16 protein-coding genes and 1 pseudogene are annotated in these 21,078 nt (G+C 58.8%); 6 read left to right on the top strand and 11 right to left on the bottom strand.

Annotation, left to right across the window (positions count from 1 at the left end; translation table 11 throughout):
• Positions 1-104: 104 nt before the first annotated feature.
• Both IPP88_24335 and IPP88_24330 read right to left on the bottom strand, forming a co-directional pair.
• Positions 105-1,001: an alpha/beta hydrolase gene (locus IPP88_24335; protein ID MBL0125656.1), complete on the bottom strand. Its 897-nt coding sequence runs from the start codon at positions 999-1,001 to the stop codon at positions 105-107.
• Positions 1,002-1,173: 172 nt separating this feature from the next.
• Complete coding sequence (locus IPP88_24330; protein MBL0125655.1) at positions 1,174-2,151, bottom strand: GMP reductase; 978 nt, start codon at positions 2,149-2,151, stop codon at positions 1,174-1,176.
• Between the two features lie 225 nt (positions 2,152-2,376).
• Between IPP88_24330 and IPP88_24325 the strand changes: the two genes are divergently transcribed.
• Both IPP88_24325 and IPP88_24320 read left to right on the top strand, forming a co-directional pair.
• Positions 2,377-3,633 (top strand): nucleoside:proton symporter, encoded by a 1,257-nt coding sequence (locus tag IPP88_24325; protein MBL0125654.1) that lies wholly within the window; start codon positions 2,377-2,379, stop codon positions 3,631-3,633.
• A 34-nt stretch (positions 3,634-3,667) separates the two neighbouring features.
• Positions 3,668-4,249: a hypothetical protein gene (locus tag IPP88_24320; GenBank protein ID MBL0125653.1), complete on the top strand. Its 582-nt coding sequence runs from the start codon at positions 3,668-3,670 to the stop codon at positions 4,247-4,249.
• 29 nt (positions 4,250-4,278) lie between these two features.
• Here the strand turns inward: IPP88_24320 and IPP88_24315 are convergent, their stop codons facing one another.
• The 5 genes and pseudogenes from IPP88_24315 to IPP88_24295 all read right to left on the bottom strand — a co-directional run bounded on the left by IPP88_24315 (position 4,279) and on the right by IPP88_24295 (position 10,309).
• Positions 4,279-5,871 carry a choline dehydrogenase gene (locus IPP88_24315; protein MBL0125652.1) on the bottom strand — a complete coding sequence of 531 codons (1,593 nt, stop codon included), beginning with the start codon at positions 5,869-5,871 and terminating at the stop codon, positions 4,279-4,281.
• Positions 5,872-6,230: 359 nt separating this feature from the next.
• A pseudogene (locus IPP88_24310) lies at positions 6,231-6,648 on the bottom strand (NUDIX domain-containing protein).
• A 578-nt stretch (positions 6,649-7,226) separates the two neighbouring features.
• Entirely contained in the window at positions 7,227-7,370 is a 144-nt protein-coding gene (locus IPP88_24305) for a hypothetical protein (protein ID MBL0125651.1), read from the bottom strand.
• 81 nt (positions 7,371-7,451) lie between these two features.
• Complete coding sequence (locus tag IPP88_24300) at positions 7,452-7,775, bottom strand: hypothetical protein (GenBank protein MBL0125650.1); 324 nt, start codon at positions 7,773-7,775, stop codon at positions 7,452-7,454.
• 287 nt (positions 7,776-8,062) lie between these two features.
• Complete coding sequence (locus IPP88_24295) at positions 8,063-10,309, bottom strand: oligopeptide transporter, OPT family (protein MBL0125649.1); 2,247 nt, start codon at positions 10,307-10,309, stop codon at positions 8,063-8,065.
• Positions 10,310-10,346: 37 nt separating this feature from the next.
• Between IPP88_24295 and IPP88_24290 the strand changes: the two genes are divergently transcribed.
• Complete coding sequence (locus IPP88_24290; protein MBL0125648.1) at positions 10,347-10,643, top strand: hypothetical protein; 297 nt, start codon at positions 10,347-10,349, stop codon at positions 10,641-10,643.
• A gap of 26 nt (positions 10,644-10,669) precedes the next feature.
• On the opposite strand, the gene IPP88_24285 is transcribed toward IPP88_24290, so the two are convergent.
• Positions 10,670-12,301, bottom strand: coding sequence for an NAD-dependent malic enzyme (locus IPP88_24285; GenBank protein ID MBL0125647.1), 1,632 nt, complete (start codon positions 12,299-12,301; stop codon positions 10,670-10,672).
• A gap of 253 nt (positions 12,302-12,554) precedes the next feature.
• Here IPP88_24285 and IPP88_24280 point away from each other — a divergent pair, with 253 nt between their 5' ends.
• Complete coding sequence (locus tag IPP88_24280) at positions 12,555-12,953, top strand: hypothetical protein (GenBank protein ID MBL0125646.1); 399 nt, start codon at positions 12,555-12,557, stop codon at positions 12,951-12,953.
• 33 nt (positions 12,954-12,986) lie between these two features.
• On the opposite strand, the gene IPP88_24275 is transcribed toward IPP88_24280, so the two are convergent.
• On the bottom strand, positions 12,987-13,547 hold the full coding sequence (locus tag IPP88_24275) for a hypothetical protein (GenBank protein ID MBL0125645.1): 561 nt from the start codon (positions 13,545-13,547) through the stop codon (positions 12,987-12,989).
• A 73-nt stretch (positions 13,548-13,620) separates the two neighbouring features.
• Here IPP88_24275 and IPP88_24270 point away from each other — a divergent pair, with 73 nt between their 5' ends.
• Positions 13,621-14,655, top strand: a complete 1,035-nt coding sequence (locus IPP88_24270) for a TraB/GumN family protein (GenBank protein MBL0125644.1) — start codon at positions 13,621-13,623, stop codon at positions 14,653-14,655.
• Positions 14,656-14,719: 64 nt separating this feature from the next.
• Here IPP88_24270 and IPP88_24265 read toward each other — a convergent pair whose 3' ends face one another.
• Complete coding sequence (locus IPP88_24265) at positions 14,720-15,103, bottom strand: hypothetical protein (GenBank protein MBL0125643.1); 384 nt, start codon at positions 15,101-15,103, stop codon at positions 14,720-14,722.
• Between the two features lie 274 nt (positions 15,104-15,377).
• Positions 15,378-18,572, bottom strand: a complete 3,195-nt coding sequence (locus tag IPP88_24260; protein ID MBL0125642.1) for a hypothetical protein — start codon at positions 18,570-18,572, stop codon at positions 15,378-15,380.
• Positions 18,573-18,869: 297 nt separating this feature from the next.
• Between IPP88_24260 and IPP88_24255 the strand changes: the two genes are divergently transcribed.
• Positions 18,870-20,978, top strand: a complete 2,109-nt coding sequence (locus IPP88_24255; protein MBL0125641.1) for a M3 family metallopeptidase — start codon at positions 18,870-18,872, stop codon at positions 20,976-20,978.
• The last annotated feature ends 100 nt before the right edge of the window (positions 20,979-21,078 follow it).

Here is a 21,078-nt window from a genome sequence, read left to right as displayed (position 1 = left end):
CATCGACGCGCCAGCGTCGATGCCGCAATCATTTCCGGGAGTGCAATCGCCGGATTTCGCAAGCGAGGCCGCAAGCTAGGCATTCAGCCCGGTGAGCGGCCTTTTTATTTTCGACGAAGGTGATCTGTCAGGTATTTCGCGGACTTGCGGACCGCCCGTTGCGCCTCAGGCGATTCCGCGCCGATCACCTGGAATATGTGCGGCATGCCTTCGTACAGATCGAGCGTTGTGTTGCGACCACCCGCGTCCATCGCCTGGTATAGACGAACGAAATGGCTCAGGAAAAGCTCCTTCGTTCCTCCCTGAATCAACGTGGGCGGGAAATCTTTCGCGTAATCGCCATATACCGGCGACACATAGGGGTTTCGTTGTTCCTCGCGCGGCGCGTATGCGTCTGCCGACGCCTGCAACGAAACAGCGTCAAGGATCGGATCGGCTGGCGCAAGCGTGACGGTCGTGTCACCGGTCGCAGTGATGTCCGCCCACGGCGACCACAACACCAGCGCCCCGGGCAGCGGCAAGCCCTGATCGCGCATCTTCAAGGTCGCACCCAATGCAAGTCCGCCCCCAGCCGATTCGCCAAGCAAGCCAATGCAGCCGGGCGCGTACCCTTCATTCAAGAGAGATTGGTAAACCGCGATGACCTGGTCAGTCACGGTATTCCATTTGCCTCGCGGCGCCACCGTGTAATCGACGGACACGACCGGCAGGCCGGTCGCGTTGGCGAGCATTCCGCTGGCGAATAGCGTGGAACCCGCGGACTGAAACGTGTATGCGCCGCCGTGAAGGAACATCAGAATCCGATCGCCGCGAGCGCGACCTGCCATGCCGAGCTCGATCACCGGTACGCCATTTCGTTTCGCGCTTCGGGTCACCAGATTCAGCGCTTCCGCCGTCGCCGGCCGGGTTTCGCCGGCGATCAAGCTGTCGACTTGCGCGCGCACTGAATCCCAACCGGCGACCTCGTCCGGCCCCGGAAGCGGCAAAGACGGCCAGCGCACAAATGTGGCCCAGAAATCCCGCCAATAAACTGATACCGTCGCGGGCGTGTAGACGGGCTGCTGAACTGCCGAATGGGCCGATGACCGGGTTGGCCTATCCAAACTCATAAGCAACCCAAAATTCTCTGAACAATTTCTGCAATAGTGCACGCATGGTCGTCACGCCACAATTTCACATCAACAGATGTTCGCCAGCATTGTCGCCACCCAGCGTGACGTAGTTCACCTTGCGGATGTCCAGGAGTTTCTTGCCACCTGAATAGCTGATGGAGCTTTGCACGTCCTGCTCCATCTCGATCAGCGTGTCGGCCAGCTTGCCCTTGATGGGCTCCAGAATGCGCTTGCCTTCCACATGTTTGTACTCGCCCTTGTTGAAGTCGCTGGCCGAGCCGTAGTATTCCTTGTACAGCTTGCCGTCGACCTCGACCGTCTGTCCCGGGCTTTCTTCGTGCCCCGCCAACAGGGAGCCGATCATCACCATCGTTGCGCCAAAGCGGATGCTCTTGGCAATGTCGCCATGGTCACGGATGCCGCCGTCAGCAATGATGGGCTTGGTCGCCACGCGGGCGCACCACTTGACGGCAGACAGCTGCCAGCCGCCGGTACCGAAGCCGGTTTTGAGCTTGGTGATGCACACCTTGCCGGGGCCAATGCCGACCTTGGTGGCATCGGCGCCCCAGTTTTCCACATCGATCACGGCCTCGGGTGTGGCCACATTGCCGGCAATGATGAAGGTGGAAGGCATTTTAGCCTTCAGGGTGCCAATCATTTCCCTCACACTATCCGCATGCCCATGGGCAATATCGATGGTGACGTATTCCGGAATAAGGCCGAACGCCAGAAGGGAATCCACGGCGGCATAGTCCGGTTTCTTGACGCCCAGCGAAATCGAGGCGTACAGGCCGCGCGCTTTCATGGATTTTACGAATTGCACGTTGTCCAGATCGAACCGGTGCATCACATAAAAATAGCTGTTTTGCGCCAGCCAGGTGCAGATGGTTTCATCCACGACCGTCTTCATATTGGCGGGCACGACAGGCAGTCGAAAGCGGCGGCCACCCAGTTCTACTCCTGCGTCACATTCCGAACGGCTCTCCACGCGACATTTGCGCGGCAACAACAAAATATTGTCGTAGTCAAAAATTTCCATGATGTTCCAAGCTCCAAAGGCTGTAGAGGTAACAGGTGAGCGCTTGGATCGGGGCCGGCCAAAAAAAATACCGGGCCGCAATTGCTTGGGCTCGGTATCCAATTGTACGCGGAATGTCTGATGCTCCGCGCAAATCCGTCTTCAACGTGCCCATGTACTCCCCGGTACAATGCGCCGATTCAATCGCGCGTTCATTCCCTTTCTTGTCCACAGGAGCAAGACCCCATGCCGCCCGCCCTGCAAAGCCTAATCGGCTTCATCTTGCTGTTCGCGTTCGCGTTTGCGATCTCCGAAAAGCGCGGTTCGATCATCTGGCGCACAGTCTTCGGCGCGATCATTCTGCAAATAGTGATGTTCGTGCTGCTGTTCAAATTCCCTTGGTTCAAGGAGGCCTCGGCGGCGCTCAACGATGCGCTTAACGGCGTTGCCGCCGCCACCCGCGAGGGCACCAAGTTCGTATTCGGCTATCTGGGCGCCACCGGTTCGCCGGCCGATGCGCCGTTCAAGGTCGAGGAAGGCAGGAGCACTTTTATCGCGATGACGATGGCGCTGCCAGTCATTATTGTGGTATCGGCGCTATCGTCGCTACTGTTTTATTGGCGCATCCTGCCCGTGATCGTCACCGCGTTTTCCTGGGCGTTGAAGAAAACCATCGGGGTCGGTGGCGCGGTCGGCGTCTCGACCGCGGCGAATATCTTCCTGGGAACCGTGGAGGCGCCACTGTTCATCCGGCCTTATCTCGCGAAACTTTCGCGCGGCGAATTATTCATCACCATGGCGGGCGGGATGGCGGGCGTCGCCGGCACAGTGATGGTGCTGTACGGCATCATCCTCTCGGCGGTGGTGCCGGATGCGATCGGTCATGTGCTGATCGTGTCCTTCATCAGCGCCCCGGCGGCCGTGGCGTTTTCCGCGCTGATGGTTCCGCACGAAGGCCCGGGCACCGAAGGCGGCATCCCCACCACCAATCCCACCAGCAGCGTGATGGATGCCGTCACCCAAGGCACCGTGGATGGCGTCGCTGTCTATATCAATGTTGCGGCCATGCTGATCGTGCTGACCGCGCTGATTGCGCTTTCCAACATGATCCTCGGCCTGCCGTTTGCCAAGGATGTCGCGCCAACACTGCAGGGCATCCTCGGCTGGATCATGCGGCCGGTAGTGTGGCTGATCGGTATCCCCTGGAACGAAGCGCAAGCCGCCGGATCGCTTATGGGCACCAAGACCGTGCTCAACGAGTTCATCGCCTTCTTCGATCTCGCGAAGTTGTCTCCGGACGCGCTTTCGGTCAGGAGCCGCGTCATCATGGTATATGCGCTCTGCGGATTCGCCAATTTTGCGTCGATCGGCATCATGATCGGCGGCCTCGGTACTATCTGCCCGGAGCGGCGAGCGGACATCATCGACCTGGGCTACAAGAGTCTGGTAGCCGGATCGCTGGCGACCTTGTCTTGCGGCGCGCTGGTCGGCATCATCTACTAGACGGTAATCAACAAACAGGAGTATGTTTCACTTTATGAAAAACGACTTTCTCCACGACCGCCCCGCGCTGCGAAAAATGATCCGCCTGGCCGAGATCATCGTCGTCTCCGTACTCGTCATCTATGCAACGCTCACGTGGCGGGAACTCAAGATCCTGCGCGCGGCGCCCGTTGTCCTGCCCGCTTATTGGTTCATCGTGACGGCCGATGTCGATCAGGTGAATCAGGTGCAGGCGGGCGGCAGTTGGGTGTCGAAGGATGCCGCAACGGGTAACTTGCAAACCGCCACGATCGACTGCGTCAAATCCAGAATGCAGTGCATGGAATCGTCGGCACAGGTTTCGGTCAATGAAGGCGGGCTCCTGGAAACCGCGCAGACGGTGTTTGACATCGAATCATGGACCGAAAGCGAAATTCGGACCAAGGTCGCGCAGAAGCCATGCGTGAGTCGCACGCTGACGCTCGACATCCCCAACAAACAGGTAAAGAGCGTCGCCACTGCCGGCAAGTCGCCCGATGCGACCTGCAAAACCGCCATCGTTGGCGAACAGACATCCAGCCTGGTCGCGGGGAAGCAAGCTCACGACGACGCAGTCAGGAACGCAAAGCCGTTCTAACCGGTCTTGCCATGCCCGTGAGGGCGGCGTCAGGGGATATGTGCCTTGATCATGTCGGCGGCTTTTTCCGCAATCATGATCACTGGCGCATTGGTATTGCCGCTGACGACACGCGGCATGATGGAAGCATCCACCACCCGCAAACGCTCAATGCCGCGCACGCGCAATTGCGCGTCGACCACATCATTGTCGGTCGGCCCCATTCGGCACGTACCGACCGGGTGATAAATCGTATCGGCTTGTCCGCGAATGAAGGCTTCGATTTCCGCGTCGGACTTCGCGCCGCCGGAGCGCCGCAGCTCAATCGCACCGAATTGCGCCAGTGCGGGCTGGCTGAGAATGCCGCGTGTCAGCTTGAATCCGCAAATCAATCGCGCCATGTCATCCGGATTGCCGAGGAAATCGGGATCGATTGCTGGTGACGCGAGCGGATCGGCACTGGTGAGCGTAACGCGGCCGCGGCTGAGCGGACGCAGCAGGCAAACATGGCAGGAAAAGCCGTGCCCCAGCGCAATCTTGCGGCCATGATCCACCAGTTTGCCAACGACAAAATGCAGTTGCAGATCGGGTATTGGCTCATCCGCCCGGCTCTTGATGAAGCCGCCCGCCTCCGCAAAATTGGTGGTGAGCATGCCGCGGCGGTGAGTACTCCACTCAAAAATCCCTTTCAGCGCATGCCAGGCGCCGGGCAGCGACAGGCCAAACAAATCCTTGAGTCGTGGCGCGTTGTACACGAGCACGGTATCGACGTGATCATGCAGATTTTCGCCCACGCCCGCGAGGTCATGCACGACGGCAATGCCATGCCGGGCGAGTTGTGTGCCAGGCCCGATTCCTGACAGCATCAGTAGCTGCGGCGACTGGAATGCGCCCGCGCACACCAATATTTCACGCCGCGCGCGCCGCTGCTGCAATGCCCCGCCGACGCGATACTCCACACCGACGGCGCGCCGGCCTTCCAGAAGGATGCGTGTGGCGTGCGCGCTGGTAATAACCTCGAGATTCGGCCGCGAAAGGTTCGGGGTGACGTAGGCCTTGGCCGCGCTGAATCGCTCGCCGTTCTTGTGCGTCACCTGGTAGAGCCCGACACCTTCCAGCTCACTGCCATTGAAATCGCGATTGGCCGGAAATCCCGCCTGCTTTCCCGCGTCCACGAAGATCGGGCTGAATCGATTCGGGCTGCGTAGATCCATCACATTCAGCGGCCCACCCACGCCGTGAAATGCATCGGCGCCGCGTTCGTTGTGTTCGGCGCGCTTGAAATAAGGCAGGACTTCATCGTAGGACCAGCCCGGATTGCCCAGCGCAGCCCACTCGTCGTAGTCGCTGCGATGGCCGCGCGTATACACCATGGCATTGATGGAACTTGAACCCCCGAGCACCTTTCCACGTGGCTGGTAGCCGCGGCGGCCATTGAGGCCGGGCTGCGGAACCGTTTCAAGCGCCCAGTTAGCTTGTCCGGTCTGCGCCATCAGCGCGAGTCCCGCCGGGCAATGGATCAAGACGCTTTTATCCGCGGGCCCGGCTTCCAGCAGCGTAACGTGAACGGCGGGATCTTCGCTCAAGCGCGCCGCGAGCACGCAACCGGCGGAGCCGCCGCCGACGATGATGTAGTCAGTCATGCTGCAATTGTAAGGCAGCGGCGGGCAATCTCGCGGGGTATGGTCCCCTCTACCCCGGGGAGAGGGCGGAGAGGCGAAATGGGGAATTCACGGAGCATGCTCCGCGCCCTTCGCGCGGTATTCCGATGTAGCGGAATATGTGCACTGCAAGTGAGTGGGTTTCATTGACGGCTAATACCACTCCTCATCCCAATCCTTCTCCCAAGCGAGAAGAGCTTTGACTGTGCTTTTTATGACCGGATCAATCCCGGTTGCCGCTTAAACTCAAGCACTGGCGCGCTTTTCAAGCCATTATTGGCCCGAACGCCGCACCAGTGCTAGACTTTGAAAGCCCGCTCAACGGAAGATTGACAGAAGAACTACGCCGCAATCTGCGGAACGAACCCCGTACGATGCAAAGTTGCCAACGGCTGGAACAGCGGTTCCGGCAGCGCTGACCATCTGAACCATTGCCAGGCGGCGCACTTGCTTGGCTCACGAAGCTCCGGGCAGACCGATCGCGCATTGGGCCATGACGAACAGCGTGACATAGTGTTTGCCCTCATTCGCGAAGATGTCGTTGGTGAACGGGCCGAGCGTGGGAGACTGGATGACAAGGCCCGTCTCTTCCAGTACTTCACGCGCCGCGCATTGTTCAATGGTTTCACCAAACTCAAGGTGCCCACCGGGAAGCGCCCAGGATCCGGCGCCGTGGGAGCCGATGCGTTTGCCAAGAAGCACCAGACCCTCTCGTAAGACGATGACACCGACACCGATGCGTGGGGTAGTTTTTTCCATTGGGAAATTGCGTCCGGCCTAGTTCTAGCCAAGAAATGCGCCGCTGTTGGCACGTCCCCAACCCAGTGGAGTGCGTTTGAACGCAAACTTAGGCCGTCGTTGGAATAGGAACAGCTGGCCTGCTTGAACAGTAGATACAGTTTGGGTCGCTACATTGATTCTCCAGCCATTGATTGCAGCTGGCACAAAAGTACGTGTCATAGGTTGCGTGATAAATCCGTAACTGATTGCAACTTGCGCACACTTTCTCGTCGACGTACCCAGGAACTGATACGCCGTCGATGATGACGCCTACGTCAGTTGAGATGAGTTTTGGCATTCACTGAGGCCTAACTCAATGCAAGCAGCACCGCGTCTGCGTACGATTCCGCGCGGCTCCCTACCCTGCTGTGGAAAAAGAACCAATACACATTGATGAACATATACCCCATCTCCGCGCTTGCTACATGACGAACGAGTTATGCAGCGCGCCGTTTTGTAACGCGTCCGCTTGAACGCGATGTCAGGCCAGTGGCCGAACGCGCCACACCAACCAATGAACTCAACGCCGTATTGACCGCTTCATTGGCAGGGAAAATCTATGACAATTCCGGCGTCAGCAAAATGAGGTTGCTACCTTTCTTGAACTCCTCATAGTGCTTGCCGCGCACACCTTTTCCAAGCTCCTCGCGCCGATATTCGGCACGCATTTCGTCAACCTTCTTTATGTGTTTTCCTTTCATGTCGCGTAGCGAAACGGGCACTGATAACGTGAAGTCTGCCACCCCGTGGGTGTAAATTATGATGGGTTGGAAGGCACTGAGTCAGCGCCTTGAATTAAGTCGTTCTACTGAATCGGCAATACTGAAATAGGCTTCATAGTCAACGTCAGTAACTATCGTGTCGTGCCCATCCAATTGATAGTACTTTTTGGACGGCGGTTGCAAAGCATCTAAGTCGGGGGGAAGCATCCAGAAAGTCTCGTCAATCCCCCCTTCAACTTTTAAGAGCAACCCATTCTCATGAACAGAGTCGATTACCCCCCAAAGACCGCTATAGGTTTCTTGGTTGTTTTGCCCGATGTGGCGCAAACTTACAACAACCCGCTTGCCGAGGAGGCAATTTGCCTTTGCTACTGAATATTCCATATCACATTTACCTAACGAATTTAGGGAGCGCGGCACCCACATACCGTCCCGCGCTTTTCCCAATCATGCTGTGGAAAAAGGGGATCAACACTCATGCAGAACAACACCCTATCACCACGCTCGCGGCATAACACCGCCGCCAACAGTGTTACGAAATAGTGCAGCGGGTTTCTTGGTAAGGCCAACGAAAAGAAACACCATTTTCCACATCAAACACCAGCACTGGCGCGCATTTACAGCCACAAACGCCCCAAACACCTCACCAGTGCTAGACTTTCGCCTTCGATTTATCTGCTTTCTCTTCCCGTCCAGTAAAGCAACACAATGAGCAGCAAATACGGCAACAGCGACAGCAGATCCGCATTCCCACCCTCAAAAAACGGATTGTTGGCCATCGACCAATCGTTAGCGGCTTTGTCGAAGTCGGTCAGCACACCGGCGGTGAACGCGATGATGATGCCGGCCAGCGCACCACCGGCAATATAGCCCGAGGCCAGCAGCACGCCGGGGCTGCGATCACCCGCCGCGATACGTTCCTCTTCGCTGGCGTTGGCGTAATGGGATTGTTTGTTGCGCCGCCGATCGACCAGCCAGCGCACCGCGCCGCCCACAAAGATCGGCAGCGAAGACGAAATCGGCAGGTACACGCCCACCGCAAACGGTAGCGACGCCACGCCGGCCATTTCCAGGATCAGCGCGATCATCACACCGAACATCACCAGTGCCCACGGCAATTGCCGGTCGAGAATGCCTTTGATGATGTACGACATCAGCACCGCCTTGGGCGCGTCGTACTTGCGCACTTCGCTGCCATCGGGACGCTTGCTGTGCGCGCCGTTGATGCCCGGATCCACCAGATACACCGCGTTGCCCGCGTCATCCACCAGATATTTTCCTGCCGGGCCACCGACAATATCGGTCTTGTGCCACACGCGATAAGTACGGGCATCCTGCGCGGCTTGCGGCCCCTGAATGGTGGCGGTCTCAACGAGCTTTGCGGCGTCTGTATGCAGCCCCGGCGCTACTTGTGCGGCGGGCACATACACGGTCGCGGCGTCGTTCAGCTTCAGCAGGATCGGCCCGAGTATCACGGCGGAGGCGAGCGCGCCGAAGAGGATAGCGTACTGCTGCAATCGCGGCGTCGCGCCGATCAGGAAGCCGGTCTTCAAATCCTGCGAGGTGGTGCCAGCGTTGCTGGAAGCGATGCAGACAATGGCACCCACCGACAGCGCCGTCACGTAATACGGCCCGCCGGTCCAGCCGACCAGCAGGAAGATGAGGCACGTAAACAGCAGTGTGGCCACCGTCATGCCGGAAATGGGATTGCTCGACGAGCCGATCTCGCCGGTCAATTGCGAGGAGACGGTGGAGAACAGGAAGCCGAATACCAGGATCATCAACGCGCCCAGCAGGTTCATGTGTAGCGGCGCGGACAGCATGATGATCGCGACAATGGCCAGCGCGCCGACCAGCACCCATTTCATCGGGATATCCTGTTCGGTGCGCTTGGTAGCCGTTGCCTTTCCGTTGGCCCCGCCACCAAAACCTTTCAAGCCCTCGCTGAGGCTGTGCCAGATCATTGGCAGCGCCTTGACGAGGCTGACGAGGCCGCCCGCCGCCACCGCGCCCGCGCCGATATACAGCACGTACGCGCCGCGGATCTCGTTGGGACTCATGTCGTGAATGAGCTTGACGCCCGGCGCCAGCGGAATCGCCAGCGCGTCGCCGAAAAACTTGATGAGCGGAATCAGCAGCAGATACGCGAGCACGCCACCTGCGCACATGATGGACGCGATACGCGGGCCAATGATGTAACCCACACCGAGCAGTTCGGGAGAAATTTCGCAGCCGACCGAGCCGCCCTTCAGCGGCGCGCCAAAGACGGTCTCGGGTACATCCTTCCAGCCCTTGAACGCGACGTTGAGCGCCTTGTATAGAAGGCCAATACCGAAGCCCGCAAAAATGACGCCCGCGCGGCTGGCAGTGGCCGACACGTCCTTCGCACCGGCTGCATTGCTCGCGTCGGTCGCGCGTTTGGACAACTCGGCGGCCTTGAGTACTTCCGCGCAGGCCGTGCCTTCTGGATACTTGAGCTTGTCGTGTTGCGCGACGATCAGCGTGCGGCGCAGCGGAATCATCATCAGGATACCGAGCAATCCGCCCAGCACGCCCACCAGCATGACGCGCGCAATCTCCAGATCGAAGCCGAGTATCAGGATCGCCGGCATGGTCACACCGAGGCCGAACGCGATCGATTCCCCCGCGGAACCGGCGGTCTGCACGATGTTGTTTTCGAGAATGGTGGAATCGCGCCCGCCCGCTTTTGAAAACAAGCGAAACAGCGTGATGGCGATCACCGCAACCGGAATCGACGCGCTCACCGTCAGCCCCACTTTGAGCACCAGGTAAAGCGACGATGCGCCGAAAACCATGCCGAGCAAAATGCCGAGCACGACCGCGCGCAAGGTGAATTCGGCGATATGCGTGTCGGCCGAAATGAAGGGTTCAGGGATCGTGACGGGATGGCTGGCCATTTAACGTGATCTCCGCAATGGATAAGCAGGGTTGCGCATGCTGGACGAGGATGCGGATGGATGGCGCGAACTCACGTTGTCGTGGCTAGATTTATGTGTAGCCAACTTGCGTGGCCCATCGCGGAGTGATATTGATGCAGGCACCGTGATGCAGACACCGCGCGACAAGCGCAGCTTAGCCGGGGTTACGGTCAACCGCAATCCTGAATTGCCCGAGCGGTGGTACTTCGGACACACCAAGCTGCTATTTGCAATTGCGCGATTGTCGCGATTGTCACGGCAGTTCTTCCCCGCTCACGCGGGGAAGCTGCGTTCATTCCTGGCGAGACAATGAACGCGAAAGCACGCAGGTCCGCAAATCTATTTCGAATAATGCGGATCGAACATTTGCTTTTTTACGTATTCGAGCATGTTCGCGGGCCGTGGCTTGGTGGCAAGGCCACGCTCGTACGCCACCTCGGCAACCGCTGCCGCGATTTGTGCGGATACTTCGCGAATATTCGATAGCGGCGGATAGAGGCTGCCCTGATCGAGGTCGGCTTCGGTGACTTGCGCGGCCAGCGTATTGGCAGCGGCAAGGAACATCTCGTCGATGATACGGGTGGCGCCGGACGCGATCGCCCCCAGCCCGACACCCGGGAAAATATACGAATTGTTGCCTTGACGCGGTACCAGCGTCTTGGCGCCCACCGGCACCGGCGCGAACGGGCTGCCGCACGCAAACAGGGCGCGTCCATCGGTGGCCGTGTAGGCCTGTTCGGCGGTGCATTCCGCTTTCGAGGTCGGGTTGGACAAGGCGAAAATGATCGGTCGCACATTGCAATCGGTCATCGCGCGCAACACTTCCGGCGTGAAGGTACCGCCAACCGCCGCGACGCCAATGATGCCGGTCGGCCGAAGCGTTTTCACCGCCGTCAGGAAATCTCCCACGGGCGCATGGTCATGTGCATACGGCAGCTTTTGCGCCGGAAGCCCTTCGCGCGATTTCACCACCAGCCCTTTTGAATCGACCAACCAGCAGCGCTTGCGCGCATCCGCCAGATTCATGCCCGAGGCGACGAGCGCCGCCACGATGAGGTCGGCAATACCGGTGGCCGCTTCTCCCGCGCCGAAGAACAGGATTTTCTCGTCGGCGAGCTTGGTCCCCTTGATACGTAGCGCTGACAGCACGCCGGCGACCGCGACCGCCGCCGTGCCTTGAATGTCGTCATTGAACGTGCAAATCCGGTCGCGATACTTCTGCAACAGGCGAAATGCATTGTGGTTCGCAAAATCCTCGAACTGGATAATGACGTTCGGAAACACTTCATGCGCGGCCGTGATGAATTCCTCAATCAATTCATCGTAAGCCGGGCCAGTCACACGATGGCGGCGCAGGCCCACGTAATACGGATCATTGAGTAACGTTTCGTTGTTGGTGCCCATGTCGAGCGTCACCGGCAGGCAGATCGCCGGATCCACCCCCGCGCAAGCCGTGTAGAGGGACAACTTGCCGACCGGAATGCCCATGCCGTTCGCGCCCTGGTCTCCGAGGCCGAGAATGCGCTCGCCATCCGTCACTACAATAATGCCGGCCTTGAGAGGCCAGTTGCGCAGGACTTCGGCGATACGGCCGCGATCTTCAATACTGATGAACATACCGCGCGGACGTTGGAAAATGTGTCCGAACCGCTGGCAGGCGAGCCCAACCGTCGGCGTATAAATCAGCGGCTGGATCTCATCGACGTTATCGCAAATTACACGGAAGAACAGCGCCTCGTTGCGGTCGTGCAATGCATTCAGCGCAATGAATTTCTCCAGCGGATCCGCCAGGTTGCGCATGTGCTGCAGGACGCGGACTGCCTGCTCATCCTGGGTATGGACATGCGGCGGCAACAAGCCGCGCAGGCCCAGCGCATCACGTTCGGCCTCCGTAAAGGCGCTGCCCTTGTTGAGTAGCGGGTCGTGCAGTACTTGTACTCCACGGGGCGATTCACGCGATGCATCGTTCATGCTGAAGTCTCCTGTTGGCTGAATTTGTTTGCAACGAAAGAGTTTGCGCTCGTTATGTAATCAGTTTTTGACATACCTCAAGGATTCGCCATTGAGTTTGCACACAGAGTTCGTGCGCGGCCTCTTTTGAAAGCACCTCAAGCGCTACCCGGAGTCCGTCTAGTTACGCATTTTCCCACCGGTCAAGTAATTGCCTTGCGCGCCGATAAAGTGGCTAGTCCGTCATGGATCCCTGCATCAGGAGGCCACTTTGATGTATCTCGTTCCCAAAATCGAACCAACAACCGTTGCCAAGTCGCTTTCTGCAAGAGTAGATGAAATGCTGGGACAGGCTCCCCGCAAACACGCTGCCGATCTGGTTCGTCCTGCAAGGGCGCATGCGTACGACGACGAGTTGTCGAATTCAGTGACTACAAACGGCCAGACTGGCAGCCGCCACCAATCTTCTGCCGAGGATTCCCGCCCGATCCTTTCAGAGTTTTCCATGCGCAAACTGGCGCAACGGCGGGTTGGCGCTTATCCTGATACCGCACCCGGAACGCGCCTCGGTTGGACCACCGAGAATGACCGATGGAAGACCATCAAAGGCTGTGAATCGAACAAGCACATCGCCTTGAACTGTGCGTCGAACGACCTTTCCTGGAACGATTGAAAACACGGGTTTTTATCGCCGCAACACGCCACGTTACTGCCTGAGATATACCTCAAGGCGCTGCCGCCGGCTTTCCATCGCGGACCGGTCCGACGCGCCCTCAAAAAATCGTCCCGGTGCAAACAGCGAGTAATTGTCGCCATTTCGAAGCTTGAGGACGATGTAGTAAAAGTTGACCAGGTTGGACCGCTTGCCGAGATACCCGATACCGGTATCAACGATATCGACGAATGGAATCATCCGTCTCTTTGTTCCAAGCGCGTTCGAGTCCTCAATCACAATGCGGCGCGCTTTTGGATCGACAATTACCGTCTGCTTCCCTTTTACGAGGAAAGCGGCGGCGCCGATGACCAGCAGGAACATTCCCAATAGAAACCCTGCCAGGCTATTCGTCATGCCCGGGCCATGAAAGTGCCGGAAGCCGACGACCAAGACAATGCCAGTCACCATGCATCCCAGCGCCAGCGCCGTCTGCTTGCCAGGATTGCTCTCGGATTTCCACGGGTCCATGGCCCATACTTTAATCGCAAAACCCTGCGATGAAGAAACCTGTACGAGCTTTGCTTCAGCCTGCATGCAATCCGCTATCGCCATGGCATCGTTGAACTTCGCCGCCTTTGCTTAGTCTGTAGACTACAAAAACAAGCAGTCCTCGTGAGGAGTAACAATGCAAATCCGCATGTTCATGATGGCGTGTGCGCTCTGTGTGCCCGGCATTGGACCCGCAAACGCGCAGTCCGACCATACGCCGGCGCCAGTTGTCCTGGAAAAAATGATCGTCAGCGGCGAGCAACCGGGTCCAGGCATGTGGCGGGTATCAAAAGGCGATCATGTGCTGTGGATTGTCGGCACCCAGACGCCCGTTCCGAAAAAAATGACGTGGCGCGCCAAAGGCGTTGAGGCAATCGTCGCGCAAGCGCAGGAAGTCCTCACCCAGCCATCCGTTTCGGTTTCCACCAAACAGATTGGCTTCTTCACGGCACTGTTCCTCATTCCCTCCGCCATGGATGCCCGCAAGAATCCCGATGGCGCGACGCTCCGCGACGTCGTGCCCGCCGATCTTTACAAACGCTGGCTATTACTGCGCAACAAATACATCGGCGAATACAAGATCGACGACGAAGAAAACGATATCGAGCGCTGGCGTCCGATGTTTGCAGCGTTGCACCTGTATCGGAGGGCCATCGAAGAATTGGGAATGACCTCAAACAACCCTGTCTGGACGGCGATTAGCGACGCAGCAAAGAAGCACAAAGTAAAAACGACCGACGTCTCGTATTACCCGGCGATCAGTGAGCCGCGCGCCGCGATAAACCAGCTCAAATCGTCGCGGCTCGCCGACCTCGATTGCCTGGCGAAGACCGTTGAGCGTATCGAGAACGATCTGGATGCCATGCGAACGCGCGCCAATGCCTGGGCCAAGGGTGACATTGATGCGATTCGCAAGCTGCCCGCGACCGACCAGCGGGCGGCTTGCGAGGAAGCCATACGCAACGCTTCATTCATGAAGACCCTCGGCATGCAAGATATCGCCGCGCAAGTTGAAAATACCTGGCTGACTGCAGCGGATGCGGCACTCGCAAAAAACATGGTCACGCTGGCAACTTTACCCATCACACGCATGGTCGCAGCGGATGGATACCTGGCAAAGCTGCGGGCACGAGGCTATACGGTGCTGGAACCGGACTCTGCAACCGAGTAGGCGCCTCATCCGGGCACCGCGGCAACCAATTCACGATTGCGCGAGATGCCCGCCGCGCGGGTGATCAGTTAAATGAAGGCCCGGGACTTGGCGGACGCTCGCGCTCCATTTCCACCGCATCCACGCGCCGAACAATACGGTCAGTCGTCTTGCGGGGAATGCGGCTTCCTGTAATGGTCTCTCCCTCGTCGGCCCGGTCCTTTGACTGCGTCTGTGCAATGACCTGGGATTCTTTGGACGACGGCGCGGTCGCCGATGTGGCACATGCCGCAAGCAGACTGACCAAGGCGGCACCAAGAGCGGCCGTGGCCAGTTTTGAACGTTGAATCATGTTGGAATCTCCAATGGATGAGTAATAAACCAAACGGGAAAACAAATGTGCGCGCTCACCCGACAGCGCGAAACCTGTCACCACCTTCGTATTTTCGTACAAATTGGCGGCCTGCAAATATCGATTTTCTACGACGTGCCGTTGATTCAGGAATTATTGGCGTGTCGAATCTGCTGTCGCGACGCTTTTCAAGGCGAGTGCTCATGATGCACGAATTCAATTCGCCATAGTTGGAGACGACCTAAACCTCTATAGCTGTCGCGGCTTTTCAGCCATTTGTGGCCCGAAAGGCTCACCGGTGCTGGAGTTTGACTCCACGAACACTCGCTCCACGAAGGTACACCACGACGATCAATGCCGTTTCACAAGTTTCAACGATATTAGCCAGGACTCAAAAACCCTGCCGCGAAATGCTCTTGTCTTGCGTGTAACCGGAGACAAAACCACCGCCAGGTAGCGTGGCGGGATTGAAGGTGTACGTCATGAGCGCGCTCGATGACGCCGTTCCGGCTGCATCCGGCGTGAATTTGAGGGTCAGGCTGCCGACCGCTGTGGCCACCAATGTGCCGGGGTTGTACGCTGCGCCCAGCCACGGCGAACCGGTCGTCGAGTACAGGTTGCCAATGTAAGTGTTGCCGAACCAGTTGCCGCCAGGCATGACATACCAGGTTGCCTGCCCATTTGAAGCGTAGGTGTACCAGACGCCGAAAAGCGTGTTGAATTGCTGCGCAATCGATACGCCCCAGCCATTCTGGGTGGCGCCTCCCCACCAGAGGTCGCCGACCTTGAGCCCGGCCACCGTTGCAGGCACACCGAATGATTGACGGACGATGTTCTTGCTCGCGCTGATGCCATTGATGGTGTAGCTGACCGTCGCCGCTGTGGCGCTGATGAATGTCAGCGTGGCATTACCCACCGATGCGCCGACCACCATTTGGCTCGCGTTGTATTTGTCCAGCGGCGAGCCTGTCGGCCGGTAAAGGGCGCCGGTATAGGCCGTGAAGTTGGAATTCCATGTGCCGCCGGGCATGACGTACCACGTCGGCGTGCCGTTGGCTTCATAGACATAGAAGGCATTGAATTGCACGTCGGACGGCGTGTGCTGGGTGATCGATATACCCCAGCCATTCTCGGATTCGCCTCCCCACCACAGGTCGGTGTAATCGAGCGGTTTGCTGCCGAGAGCCGCATCAAAGGTGGCTGTCACGAGCTTGCTCGCGTCCAGTGTGATGGTGCATGACCCGGTTCCCGCGCAGGCGCCCGACCAACCGGTGAATGTGTCGCTTGCCGTGGCGGTCGCGGTCAATGTGACCAACGAATTTGCTGGCGCCACATATGTGCAACTGCTGCCGCAACTGATCCCGCCCGGCGTGGACGTAATCGTCCCGCTGCCGTTACCCGATTTCGTGACTGTCAGCAAAATGCCTTCTTGCGGCAATCGCACATCGTCGATCCAGACGGCGTCCTCACCGTCGGCCGTGTTGGCATCTTTTTCGTAGGACCAAGTCAACGTATGCCGCGCCGCGCTCAATGGGAACTCGACGCTGCCCCACGGCACCTCGCCGGAGGCGCCAATGCCGCCGCTCGCGGAACACTGTCCGCCGACATCCTGCTGGACGCCGTCGATGATGAAGCGGAAACAATCGAAAGTGTTCTCGCTGGAAACACGGCGTGCGAAACGAACGGTTCCGGCAAGGAAATTCCCGGTCACGGAGACGCGGGACAAAACCTTGATCGAGTTGCTGCCCGAATCACCGATCGGACCTGACTTGAGACTGCAGCGGCCCTCACCGGCATTGTCCGTGCTGGCGATCCAGCCGAGCCGCGAACCGTCGACATTGTCGTTCCATCCGGCGGGCACCACGCAGCCCGGCGGGAACACACCCGCTTCATCATCGAGAACCGTCACCGTCGCCGTACTGTTTGCGCCGAGGATCGCGCCCACGGGATTGCTCAACACCACCGTGAAGGATTTACTTGGTTCGACCAGTTCATCCTGCAGCAGCGTAACGGTGATGTTCTTGGGCGCGAAATCCCCGTTGCCCCACGTGATCGTGCCGGATGCCGGAACAAAATCCGTGCCTGACACGGCGGTGCCGGCAACCGTGCTGTATTGCACCGACGCCGAGCCTGGGGCTCCCGTGAGCCGCTCGACACTCAATTGCACTGTGTTCCCCTCGGTGCCGGAATAGCTGGTCTTGAAAAACAGAATGGGCCCACCGTTGCTGAGATCCAGCGCCGGGATGAAGCCGGCCACGGTCGTACGCGTACTATTCAGCACGCGTACTGCGTTGGCAGTGGCCGTCAGTCCCGTGGGCACACCCTCAAGCAGGATGTCCGGATTGGAGAAATTCGCGGTGCGGCGGCAACTGAATCCCTGCGCGATGCAGGCATCGTTGTATGCCATGACCGTGCGAAAACGGGCACCCAGCTCAACGTAGCCATGCGCGTCCGGAAATGGTGTCGTGCCCGGGTCTTCATACACATCATGCCGCAGTCCCATGTTGTGCCCAACTTCATGTCCGAACGCGTAGATACCGGTCGCGCATCCGCGTGCCACCACATTGAACGCCGAACTGGCGAAGCTGGTCGCCACGTTCGTCATCAGGTAACCGATACCGCAGGCGTCGTCCATACGCTCGACAATCAGGCTGACGATGTCGGCGCCATAGGCGGCACGATACGCGTGCACTTCGTCGGCCATCTTGTCGTTCTTCGCGCGCAGGCGGGTGAGATCGGTGGACGAGGATCCGGTCTCGGTGTAATCGACTTCCAGCGTTTTAACCAGCCGCAAGCGATGTACGACGCCGCTATTCTGGTAAGACAGATTGGTCTCGGCCACCGCAAGTTCTATCTGCGAAACGATGGCCGCCGCACCGCCCGCTCCGTTGCGCGCGGCGCTCGTGTAAGCCACCAGCACGTCAACAAGCGAACCGTCGTCGGCCGCGCTCACTTCGACGCTCGCCTTTGCAGCACCCTCAGGAGGAGCCTTTCGCACGCGCTCTGCTTCCTGCTGCACAAACGCGTCGTAGTTCTTGTCGTGGTCGCGAAACAACGAGGGGTCGATTTCGCGCGCCTCGTGAACCGTCGCACCGTCCACTTGACGGAACCGCAATTGATACAGGAGTCCTGCAGTATGCACGTTACCAACCACTGCGCCCTCCTTCACAACGAAGGTCGCCGCGCTGCGGGGGATGCCGGGCACAACTCCGGTAAGCACCGTGCTGCCACCGACACGCACGGTCGCATTGAATTCAACAACCAGCGATACATCGTCGAAGAAACCAAGGCGAACGGTGCTGTCCGCGGGAACCAGCGCGTCCATCTGCAACGCCATGCGCGACAGCAGCGCGACGTCCGGTTGCACAATTCGCGTTCGCCGCAATTCAGGTTCCACGGCAGCACCGGCGCGGACGATTTTAGTGGAATTCGTCGTGGCCGCTGGCCGAAACAGATCCGCGGTCGCCGCATTGGCGGTTGCAGCGGTCGCGGTCGCGGCCATTGTGATGGCGATGGCAAAGAAATACACCGGCTTCCGGAAAGATTGCATGGCGGTATCCGTGTAGTGTGGGGAGAGAGTTGACATGATTGCAGCGGCAGGCACATAGACGGACGTTAATGAATTCGGAGCATAGCATCCGCGGGGTGCTTGGGCGCCGGATCGACAAGGCCGAGAATGCCTCCTCGCGGCGCAGGACTATCAGTGCGTACCGATAGCCCCGCAACGATGTCGACGGAACATGAATCCCCGCTACTGTCGCGGTGTTCAGGCCTTTTTAGCCCTGCAAGGCTCGCCAATGCTGGTGTTTGCTCCTGCCACAACCGATTGCATACCCCACGTGTAGAATCTCCCCTCTCATTCCTTCCTCAGGAAGTTCCCTGCATGAACGCGTCGCTCGACCCCAATCTGCTGGCCAACCCCCTGATCGCGCCCTGGAATACGCCGTACGGGCTTCCGCCATTCGCGGATATACGCGCCGGACATTTCGTTCCCGCATTCGCACATGCGTTAAGAGAGCACCGCGGCGAGATTGATGCCATCGCGCAATCCGTTGATGCGCCGACGTTTGAAAACACCGTCGCCGCTTTTGATCGCAGCGGGCGACTGCTGAAGCGTATTGAGTCGCTGTTCTTCAACCTGACGGCGTCGGCCACTTCACCGGAACTCCAGACAGTGGAACGCGAGATGGCCGCGCCGCTTGCGGCACACAACAATGAAATCTTCATGCATGACGGATTGTTCAAGCGTGTCGATGCAGTGCACGCGAATCGAAAGGAGCTCCCGCTCAACGCCGAACGGTTGCGATTGCTTGAACGCGTACATCTGGATTTCGTCCGCGCGGGCGCCCGGCTCTCAGGCGTCGCGCAAAAACGCTACGCCCAAGTCACCGAAAGACTCGCCGAACTGACCACACTATTCAGTCAGAACGTGCTGGCCGACGAGGCGAAATACCAATTGGTGCTGGAAAACGAAGACGATCTGGCCGGCCTGCCGGAATCCCTGCGCGCCGCGGCAATGCAGGCGGGGATCGAACGCGGTATCAATGGGCATGTGATCACACTGTCGCGGTCACTGATCGTCCCATTCCTGACGTTCTCGACGCGGCGCGACTTGCGCGAGATCGCCTTTACGGCATGGATCGCGCGTGGCGAGGGCGCGATCTCGGCCGAAGGCGAGCACGATAACCTGCCGGTGATCCGCGAGATCATGGCTTTGCGCCTTGAGCAGGCAAAGTTGCATGGCTATGCCTGCTACGCCGACTACGCGCTCACGGATACGATGGCGCGCACCAAAGAAGCGGTAGCGGAATTATTGAAACAAGTGTGGAGCCCGGCCAAGGCGCGCGCGGCCCAGGAGCGTGAGGCCATACAGGCCTTTGCGGATGCCGAGCACGGCAGCGACTGGCAGAAGTTCAAGGTGCAGCCATGGGACTGGCGGTATTACGCCGAGAAGGTGCGGCAGGTTCGCTATGATCTGGACGATGCGTCTGTCAAACCATACTTCTCGCTGGACCGCATGGTCGAGGCGGCGTTCGATTGCGCGCATCGGCTGTTTGGCCTCACGTTTGCTGTCAAGCCCGAGGTCAAGGGCTATCACCCCGACGTGAAGGTGTACGAAGTGCGTGCGTCCGACGACCGCCTCATCGGTGTATTCCTGCACGATAACTTCGCCCGCGCCACCAAACGCGGCGGGGCGTGGATGAGCAATTTCCGGCTGCAAAGCAGGCATCGTGATGAGCCTGGCGGCAGCATCACGCCCATCATCGTCAATAACAATAATTTCGCCAAGGGCGCACCGGGTCAGCCGGCACTGCTGAGCTTCGACGATGCGCGCACCCTGTTCCACGAATTTGGTCATGGGCTGCATGGTCTGCTTTCCAATGTTCACTATGAACGCCTCTCCGGCACGCAGGTACTGCGCGATTTTGTTGAGCTGCCTTCCCAGATATTCGAGCACTGGCTGTCCGAGCCGGAAGTGCTGAAGCGGCATGCGCGCCACTACTTGACGGGCGAAGCCATTTCCGATGAGCTTGTTGCCCGCCTACAAACAGCGCGGCGCTTCAACCAGGGCATCGAATCGGTGGAATACACCGCGTCGGCATTGGTCGATCTGGCGATCCATTCTTTGACCAATACCGATGGGCTCGATGCCCATGCCTTCGAGTTGGCGGCATTGAAAGAAATCGGCATGCCGGGCGACATTGTCATGCGTCACCGCTTGCCGCACTTCCGGCACCTGTTTGCGGGCACCAGTTATTCTTCGCAGTATTACGTATACCTTTGGGCGGAAGTTTTGGATGCGGACGGGTATGAGGCATTTGTCGAAGCCGGCGATCCGTTTGATCCCGCCGTCGCACAGCGCCTGCTGCAGCATATTTATTCCGCCGGCAATACGCGCGATCCCGCTGAGGCTTATCGCGCGTTCCGTGGCCGCGCACCATCGGTGATGCCGATGCTGAAGAAGAAAGGGTTGGTGGAGGCGCCAGAGTAGCAGGCGCGCTCGCGTTTCCTGGCGCAACTCGCGCCCCATTTCAGCAGGAAATCCCTTCGGTCCCGGCGCGCCCGGCTTCGTATGGCACAAAGCATGCCGC

Source organism: Betaproteobacteria bacterium (genome assembly GCA_016720925.1).
Classification (GTDB): domain Bacteria; phylum Pseudomonadota; class Gammaproteobacteria; order Burkholderiales; family Usitatibacteraceae; genus UKL13-2.
Note: the sequence above shows the minus strand (reverse complement) of the source record. Positions and strands in the feature narration are given on the sequence as shown.

Bases quoted from the DNA above. Each gene is read 5' to 3' on its own strand.
- IPP88_24330 (MBL0125655.1), bottom strand. From the start codon at position 2,151: ATGGAAATTTTTGACTACGACAATATTTTGTTGTTGCCGCGCAAATGT.
- IPP88_24325 (MBL0125654.1), top strand. From the start codon at position 2,377: ATGCCGCCCGCCCTGCAAAGCCTAATCGGCTTCATCTTGCTGTTCGCG.
- IPP88_24320 (MBL0125653.1), top strand. From the start codon at position 3,668: ATGAAAAACGACTTTCTCCACGACCGCCCCGCGCTGCGAAAAATGATC.
- IPP88_24315 (MBL0125652.1), bottom strand. From the start codon at position 5,871: ATGACTGACTACATCATCGTCGGCGGCGGCTCCGCCGGTTGCGTGCTC.
- IPP88_24305 (MBL0125651.1), bottom strand. From the start codon at position 7,370: ATGAAAGGAAAACACATAAAGAAGGTTGACGAAATGCGTGCCGAATAT.
- IPP88_24300 (MBL0125650.1), bottom strand. From the start codon at position 7,775: ATGGAATATTCAGTAGCAAAGGCAAATTGCCTCCTCGGCAAGCGGGTT.
- IPP88_24295 (MBL0125649.1), bottom strand. From the start codon at position 10,309: ATGGCCAGCCATCCCGTCACGATCCCTGAACCCTTCATTTCGGCCGAC.
- IPP88_24290 (MBL0125648.1), top strand. From the start codon at position 10,347: ATGCTGGACGAGGATGCGGATGGATGGCGCGAACTCACGTTGTCGTGG.
- IPP88_24285 (MBL0125647.1), bottom strand. From the start codon at position 12,301: ATGAACGATGCATCGCGTGAATCGCCCCGTGGAGTACAAGTACTGCAC.
- IPP88_24280 (MBL0125646.1), top strand. From the start codon at position 12,555: ATGTATCTCGTTCCCAAAATCGAACCAACAACCGTTGCCAAGTCGCTT.
- IPP88_24275 (MBL0125645.1), bottom strand. From the start codon at position 13,547: ATGGCGATAGCGGATTGCATGCAGGCTGAAGCAAAGCTCGTACAGGTT.
- IPP88_24270 (MBL0125644.1), top strand. From the start codon at position 13,621: ATGCAAATCCGCATGTTCATGATGGCGTGTGCGCTCTGTGTGCCCGGC.
- IPP88_24260 (MBL0125642.1), bottom strand. From the start codon at position 18,572: ATGTCAACTCTCTCCCCACACTACACGGATACCGCCATGCAATCTTTC.
- IPP88_24255 (MBL0125641.1), top strand. From the start codon at position 18,870: ATGAACGCGTCGCTCGACCCCAATCTGCTGGCCAACCCCCTGATCGCG.